At 63.1% G+C, this 7,591-nt stretch carries 5 protein-coding genes; 1 reads left to right on the top strand and 4 read right to left on the bottom strand.

The features are described 5' to 3' along the window. Nucleotides 1-198: S8 family serine peptidase (locus LJ738_RS10310; RefSeq protein ID WP_227786234.1), on the top strand; the 198-nt coding region annotated here is incomplete at its 5' end. Nucleotides 199-285: 87 nt separating this feature from the next. Here the strand turns inward: LJ738_RS10310 and LJ738_RS10305 are convergent. The 4 genes from LJ738_RS10305 to LJ738_RS10290 form a co-directional block, all read right to left on the bottom strand. Continuing rightward, nucleotides 286-1,371: a proline iminopeptidase-family hydrolase gene (locus LJ738_RS10305; RefSeq protein ID WP_227786233.1), complete on the bottom strand. Its 1,086-nt coding sequence runs from the start codon at nucleotides 1,369-1,371 to the stop codon at nucleotides 286-288. Between the two features lie 26 nt (nucleotides 1,372-1,397). Beyond that, complete coding sequence (locus tag LJ738_RS10300; RefSeq protein ID WP_227786232.1) at nucleotides 1,398-3,572, bottom strand: S9 family peptidase; 2,175 nt, start codon at nucleotides 3,570-3,572, stop codon at nucleotides 1,398-1,400. A gap of 211 nt (nucleotides 3,573-3,783) precedes the next feature. Then, complete coding sequence (locus tag LJ738_RS10295; RefSeq protein ID WP_227786231.1) at nucleotides 3,784-5,064, bottom strand: dipeptidase; 1,281 nt, start codon at nucleotides 5,062-5,064, stop codon at nucleotides 3,784-3,786. A 41-nt stretch (nucleotides 5,065-5,105) separates the two neighbouring features. Further along, nucleotides 5,106-7,376 carry a transferrin receptor-like dimerization domain-containing protein gene (locus LJ738_RS10290; RefSeq protein WP_227786230.1) on the bottom strand — a complete coding sequence of 757 codons (2,271 nt, stop codon included), beginning with the start codon at nucleotides 7,374-7,376 and terminating at the stop codon, nucleotides 5,106-5,108. Between the last annotated feature and the right edge of the window lie 215 nt (nucleotides 7,377-7,591).

Here is a 7,591-nt window from a genome sequence, read left to right as displayed (position 1 = left end):
TCGTCGGTTGACGTGTGCATGCCCGGCGTGTTCATCAACTCGACCTACCTCGGCGGTGGCTACACCACGATGAGCGGCACCTCGATGGCCACGCCCCACATGGCCGGTGTGCTGCTGATGCGCGGCACGGCGTTCCGAATCAGCGGTGCTGTGAAGAACGACCCGGACGGCAACGCCGACCCGATTGCGCACCTCTAAGCCGCTTCGGCTCTATTGCTAACAATGAAAAAGGCAGCCCCAACGGGCTGCCTTTTTTTGTGCGTCCTGTTTGGCAGGGCGGCTAGGCTAGAGCGTGGCGCCGGGCTTCAAGGAGCCATCGTCCACGGCCTTCAGAAACTTGATGAGGCCGGCGAAATAGGTTTGCTGGTCGTCGTAGAGGCTCATGTGGCTGCCGTTGGGGCAGATAAGGGCATTGCCGTTCTTCACCTGCGTCGCAATCCAGGCCATGTGCTTGGGGTCCATGGTGTCGTACTTGCCGCCGATGGAGAGCACCGGCACCGTGAGCTTGGGCAGGTCCTTGGTGCGGTCCCAGTTCACGAGCTTACCGGCTACGCCGAACTCGCTGGGCCCCTGCATGGTGACGTAAAGCGACTGGTTCATTTTGCTGAACGAGCGGTTCACGGGCTCGGGCCACTGGTCGAGCGGGATGCGGCAGATGTGCTCGCGGTAGAAATTGGGCATGAGCAGCTCCATGTAGCGCGGGTTGGCAAAGTCTTTCTTGGCTTCAATCTGCCGCACTTCGGCCAGCACTTCGGGCTTCATCTGCTTGGCCAGCACCTCCTGGGCGTAACGGCCGTAGGCGGGGCAGCTCATCATCATGTTGGAAATGATGAGGCCCTTGAGGTTCTGCTGGTACTTGAAGGCATATTCGGCGGCCAAGATGCCGCCCCAGGAATGGCCCAGCAGGTAGAAGTTGTCCTTGCCCAAGTTCAGGGCCTGCCGCACCTGCTCCACTTCTTCCACGTAGCGCGGCAGGCTCCACATGGACGTGTCCTTGGGGTTGTCGGAATTGCCGCAGCCCAGCTGGTCGTAGTAGATAAACTCGATGCCTTCCCGGGGTAGAAAGTTCTCAAAGCATTCGAAGTATTCGTGCGTAGCACCCGGCCCGCCGTTGAGTAGCAGCACCTTCACCTTGGGGTTGTTGCCGTATTGCTTGGTCCAGACGTTGAACTTGCCCTTGGGCGTGCTGATGGAAACCATGCGCACGTTGCCGTCCTGCACGCCGGTTTCGGGGTTCTCAAAATAAGAGGCCGGCACGGCGGCCGGGGAGGTGGCCGTGTCGGCGGCGGCATTGGGCTGGTTGCATGCCGGGAGCAGCGCCGCGCCGAGCAGCAGGGCCGCGGCCAGCCGCAGCGAGAAGATTTTTTTCATGAATAAACGAAAAAGGAGATGGGGCCTTAGTTGGGCAGGCTTTTGGTGTTGAGGTAGCGTTCGAAAAACTCGAAGGTGCGCAGCATCTGGTCGATGCGCTGGCGGTTGTCGCCGGAGCGGGTAAGCTCGTGGGTGCCGCCTGGGTGGCGCACGTACTCCACGGGGCGGCCCAGCACCTTGAGGCTGCGGTACATCATTTCGCCCTGCACGAAGCCAGTGCGCCGGTCGTTTTCGCCGTGAAACAGGATGTAGGGCGTGGTGATTTTATCGACGTAGCTGATGGGCGACTCGCGGGTGAGCACCGCCTTCACGGCCGGCTCCCAGGGGTAGCCGCCGAAGTAGTTGGGCACCAGCCGCCAGGCGTTGCCCTCGCCGAAAAAGGTGGCCAAATCGTACACGCCGCGCTGCGAGCAGGCGGCCTTGAAGCGCTGGTCGTGGCTGATTATCCAGGCCACGAGGTAGCCGGCGTAGGAGCCGCCCGTCACGGTGAGCTTGGCGGGGTCGGCCCAGCCTTCGGCCACGGTTTTATCGAGGGCGGTGAGCACGTCGCTGCTCGGGCCCGTGCCCCAGTCGTTGATGTTGGCGCGCAGGAAGTCCTGGCCGTAGCCGCCCGAGCCGCGCGGGTTGCTGTACACCACGCCGTAGCCCTGGGCGGCGAAGTACTGGAACTCGTGCCACATGCTGGCCTCGCCCGGGCCCCACATGGCCGTGGGCCCGCCGTGGATTTCGAGCACCACCGGGTACTTGCGGCCGGCCTGGTAGGCGGTGGGCTTCATCACCCAGTATTCCACCATCTGGCCTTTGTCGTTGACAAAGCTGTGCTTTTCCGGTAGCGAGAGCCGCTTGGTTTTCACCCAATCGTTGAAGGAGCCGGCGTGTTGCACCTTCTTCAAGCCGGCGTCGCCCACAAACAAGTCTGAAGGGTTGAGCACGCCGGTTTGGGCGTACACCAGCTTGTTTTTGGCGATGCCGTAGCTCAGAATGCCGGTGTCGGCGGCCGAGAGCTTTTCCACTTTGCGGGTCTTCACATTGGCCCGGTAGAGCGGGGCGCCGCCGTTGCTCTGGGCCGTGAAGTAGACGTATTTATCGTCGTCGCTCCAAGCCAGATTGCCCTTGCTGCGGTCGAAGGGAATGGTGATGAGGTCCTTTTCGGTGCCGTTGAGCGGCATTACGGCCAGCACGGGCACGTCCACGCCCATGGTGGGCGACATCTGGAACGCCAGCCACTTGCCCGAGGGCGATACCGTGGGGTTGGAGTAAGCCATGTTCTCCTTGCCCAGCAGCAGGCGCGGGTGGCGGCCGGCGCGGTCGGCCAGGTAGATTTCGTTTTCCAGCGAGCGGTCGGGGTGCTGCAGCGAGTCGATGTCGGCCGAGAGTAGCAGGTGCTGACCGTCGGGCGTAAACTCGGCTTGGTTGAAGCGGTAGAAGCCGCTGGTGACGGCCACCGGCTTGGCATCGGGCGCCACGGCATCAATCAGGAAAAACTGCGAAAAGCTTTGCTCGGCCGACACCTCGCGTTCGTCCTGAAAGTTGAGCTTGGTGAGGACCTTGGCCTTTTTGTCGGTTTCGTTTTTGTCGAGGTACGCCCGGATTTCGACCAGGCTACCGTCGGCGTCGGGCTTGGCCGAGCTGGCGGCCAGCTGGCCGTTTTTGTCGAAGCCGGGCTTTTCGAAGGGCCAGCGCGGCAGGGTCTTGGCCGCGTTCAGCAGCGAATCTTTCAGCAGCTCATGCAGCGGAATGGCCGACGAAAACAGCACCTGCCGGCCATCGGGCGACCATTTGGGGGCACTGGCGCCGTGCTTGTAGCGGGTGAGTTGCCGGGCCTCGCCGCCGTCGGTGGGCATCACAAACACCTGGGGCTTGTCGTCGACGGGCCGCACGAAGGCCAGCTGGCGGCCGTCGGGGCTCCAGGCGGGCTGCGTGGCGCCTTCTTTCGTGGAAGTGAGCTGCCGCGGCGTGGCCCCCGCCTCGGTGCCAAGGGAGTAGAGCTGGCTCACGTTTTTGTAGTCGGCTTTGTTCTTCTCATCCGGCTCAATGCTGAGTACGGTGAAGGCGGCTTTGCGCCCGTCGCGGGTGAGGGTAATGCTGCCAATCTGCTTGATTTTAAGCAGGTCGGTAACTTTCATCGGCTCGGGGCCTTGTTGGGCACTAGCCGAGCCGACGGCCAGGCAGCCCAGCAGGCCAAGGAGTATGGATTTCATCAAGAAAAAAGGGTCGTTAGTAAATGTCGGAATAGCGCGTGAGCGGTGATGAAGTCAGGGAAATCAGCAGCCTTTTGCAGTGAGTTGGACTTGGGCGAAGGCTAGCAGCAACAGGTAGCGACAAGGCTTTATCGTGCAGTAGGAGTGGGGGTAAGTTGAGCTATAAAGAGCGGGAGCAGCTGCATCAGCGCCACTGTTTACCGTTGCGAAGCTAGGGCTTGCCTTTGCCGCGTTCCACGGCGCGCATCACCCGAAACAGGTTGCCGCTCCAGATTTTGTTGAGGTCGCGGGCGGAGTAGCCCCGGCGCACCAGCTCCAGGGTCAGGTTGGGAAAGTCGCCCACGTTGGCCAGGCCGGTGAGGATGGTGCCGCCGTCGAAGTCGGAGCCGATGCCCACGTGGTCGATGCCGGCCACCTGCACGAGGTGGTCAAGCTGGTTGGCAGCATCCTGCACGGTGGCCGGCGGCACGGGGTACTGCTGCTGCAGCTGCGCGTATTCGGCCAGCGCCTGTTGCTTTTCAGCGGGCAGCAGGGCGTGCATGTTCAGCGAAGTCTTGATGTGATATTTGGCAAAAAGAGCTTGCTCAGCGGCCAGCCGTTCCGGCGATTTGGCTTCCGTTTTCACGTAGGGGCTGAACAAGTTGAGCTGAACCACGCCGCCCTGGCGGGCCAGCGCCCGGACCATGTCGTCGGTCAGGTTGCGGGGCATGTCTCCCAGGACCCGGCTTGCCGAGTGCGAGGCAATGACCGGCACGCGGGAAAGCCGCAGCACGTCGTAGAAAGTAGAATCCGACGTGTGCGACACGTCGACCATGATGCCCAGCCGGTTCATTTCCTGCACCGCCTGCCGGCCCAGCTGGCTCAACCCCTGGTACTCGGGCCCGGTGGGGTCGGTAGATGAGTCGCACAGGTCGTTATTAGAAGAGTGGCACAGCGTGAGGTAGCGGGCGCCCTGGTTGTAATAAGTCTGCAGCAATCCCAGGTCCTGGCCGATGGTGTAGCCATTTTCGATGCCGATAAAAACGGCCCGCTGGCCCGCTTTGCGCACGCGCTGCGCCTCGGCCGGCGTAGTAGCCAGGGCCAACTCCGTGGGGTACCTCCGGATGGTGGCTGCGATGGCATCGAACTGTGCCTGGGCTTCCTGCCGCACGGCCGCGTACCCGGCTGGTGTGCGCGGGCCCTGCCCCACGTACACTACCCAGAAGGCGGCATCCAGGCCGCCGCGCTTCATTTTGGGCAGGTCTACCTGGCTTCCCTCAGTGGCCGTGTGGTCTTTCGCCAGGTCAAACCCAGGCTTGACGAGGCTCTCGCTGGGCGTATCCTCGTGCGAATCGACCACAAAAGCCCGCTCGTGAATGGCGCGGGCTTTGGCTTGCAGCTTGGCCTCCGATTGTTGAGCGGCCGCAGGGTGCCCGGCCAGCGCGAGCACCACGCCCAGCCCGGCAGGCAGCGGAAAGGCCGTGGCCCCGCGAAAAGAAGCAAGCAATTTCATTGGCAAGCGGAAGAAGATTAAAGAATTCAGCTCACCCCAGCTTACTGAGCCGGGGGCGGGCTGGCTACCGCCGCCGCCCGATTCACTTGGGCTGAAAACCGCTCCACGGCCGCTGCGGTGCGCTTAATCTGCTCGTCGGCCTCAGCCCACTTGCGCTCTTCCACGGCTTCGCGGATGCCGGGCAGCGTTTTCACGCCGTAGCCGGTGTAGAAACCGGGCGCGTAAATCTGGTGCCGGTACCAGGGGCGGCGGGGGAGGCCCTCGGCGCTCAGGAGCTGCTGCTCGGCCTGATAAAGGAGTTGGTCGAGCTCCTTTTTACGGTCGTTGGACAGGGTGGTGTTGGCTTTGCGGGCCTGGGCGTAGGCCTGGGCGCTTTGCTCCAGTTTGACGAGGGCATTGTCCAGGGGCGCGAAGTTCAGGTAGGGCACCGCCTCGTGGGCTTTGGGCGGGAGCAGGGTTTCGGTGGGGTCGGCCACGGCTTCGTAGCGCTTCTCGGCCAGGAGCTTGGCTTGCTTGTCGGTTTCGGTGCGCATGTTGTCGGCCAGCTGCTTCACCTCGGTGCCGTACTTGGCCACGGTGTTGGAGAAGTTCTGGAACTCGAAGGGCAGCACGTCGGCATTGGCCAGGCGCAGGGCGGCGCGGCCCATGGTTTGGGCCAGCACGATGCCGTAAGCAAAGTTGGGGTCCTTGAAGCGGGTGAAATGGTCGAAGGAATCGTAGATGGAGTGGTATTCGCCACCCTCGCCTTCGCCGCCAAAGCCCACGTTCATCGACGGAATGCCCAGGTGCTGGATGTAGGGCGAGTAGTCGGAGCCGGCGCCCAGCGCGGCAATGCGCAGGTCGGCGCGGTCGCGGGCGTCTTTCTGGGCTTCGGGGCTGCCGCTCACCAAATCAAGGGCCCGGCGGCGCTCGTTGATGGACATATTTTTCTCAGGGTCCATCACGTCGCGGCCCACTTGGTTGAAGAACTTCTCCAGGGTGTGCGAGCCGGCCGCGTACAGGAAGCCGCGCTCGCTGTTGTCGGTATTCAGGTAGGCCACCACGTTCTTTTGCAGCTGCTTGGCGTTGGTCTCGGCCCATTCGGTGGAGCCCAACAGGCCGGGCTCTTCGCCGTCCCAGGCGCAATACATGAGGGTGCGTTTGGGTCGCCAGCCGGTTTTGTACAGCTCGCTCACGGCCTGGGCTTCGGCCAGCTCGGCCACCATGCCGCTGAGCGGGTCGCTGGCGCCGTTCACCCAGGCGTCGTGGTGGTTGCCGCGCATCACCCACTGGTCGGGGTACTGGCTACCTTTCAGCGTGGCAATCACGTTGTACACCGGCTCGGTTTTCCAGTTGAAGGCCAGCTGCAAGTGCACCTTGGCCGGCCCGGGCCCAAGGTGGTAGGGGATGGGCAGCGCGCCGCGCCAGGCATCGGGCGCCATGGGCCCAGCCAGCGCCGCCAGCAGCGGTTGGGCATCGCCATAGGAGATGGGCAGCACCGGGATTTGCGTCAGCGTGGGGGCTTTTTTGTAGTCGAGGCGCTTGGCATTCTTCGTTGAGCCGTAGCCGGGCGTGAGCGGGTCGCCGGGGTAGGTGGGCATGTCGAGCACCGAGCCGCGCTGAGCGCCGGTTTCGGGCTTGAAGGCGCCTTTGGGGTACACGTCGCCCTGGCCGTAGCCATCGTCTTTGGGGTCGGAGTAAATCAGACAGCCGATGGCGCCTTTTTCGGCGGCCACTTTGGGCTTGATGCCGCGCCAGGAGCCGCCGTATTTGGCAATGACGATTTTGCCCTTCACGCTGATGCCGCGGCGCTCCAGCTCGTCGTAGTCCTTGGGCACGCCGTAGTTCACAAACACCAGCTCGGCGGTCACGTCGCCGTCTTTCGAGAAGGCGTTGTAGATGGGCAGCTGCTCGCCGGTTTGGCCGGAGGTCGCGTCTTCGGTCAACGGCTTTTCCGTGAGCAGGGCCTTGTATGGAGTGGGCGCCACCAGCTCCAGCGCCCGCAGCTTGGGCGTGGGAAACAGCACGTACGACACGTCGATGCGCGTGTCGTAGCCCCAGGACTTGAACAGGCCGGCCATGAATTCGGCGTTGTCCTTGTCGTAGGGCGAGCCCACGTGGTGGGGGTGGGCGGCGAGGCGTTTCATCCAGTCGCGCAGCTTGTCGGCCTTGAGCTGGGCGTCGAACTTGGTTTCGAGCTGGTACTCGGTGGCGGCGGTGCCGGCATCAAACCCCAACAGCGGCTTGGGCTCGGCGGGGGCGGTTTGGGCCGAGGCCGGGATGCTGGCAAGCAGCCCGCCGGCCAGCAAAAGAGCGTAGCGTTTCAGCATCATGTTCTTTGCAGAATAATGGGGCCAGGCCATTCCGCCCAAGCGCCCGTGAAGTCCGCGAAAGGTAGCGCTAATCAGAGGGTTCCGGCAAGGGTCATGCTGCATCATTACGGGAACCGCACGCCGTGGAACCTCACCCCCGGCCCCTCTCCATAAGAGAGGGGAGCCACGGCACAAGTTTTAGCTCAATTCCTGAAAACAGTAAAGACCCAGCTCAA

Source organism: Hymenobacter plasmatis (assembly GCF_020711255.1).
Classification (GTDB): domain Bacteria; phylum Bacteroidota; class Bacteroidia; order Cytophagales; family Hymenobacteraceae; genus Hymenobacter.
This window is presented reverse-complemented; position numbering and strand designations above follow the sequence as displayed.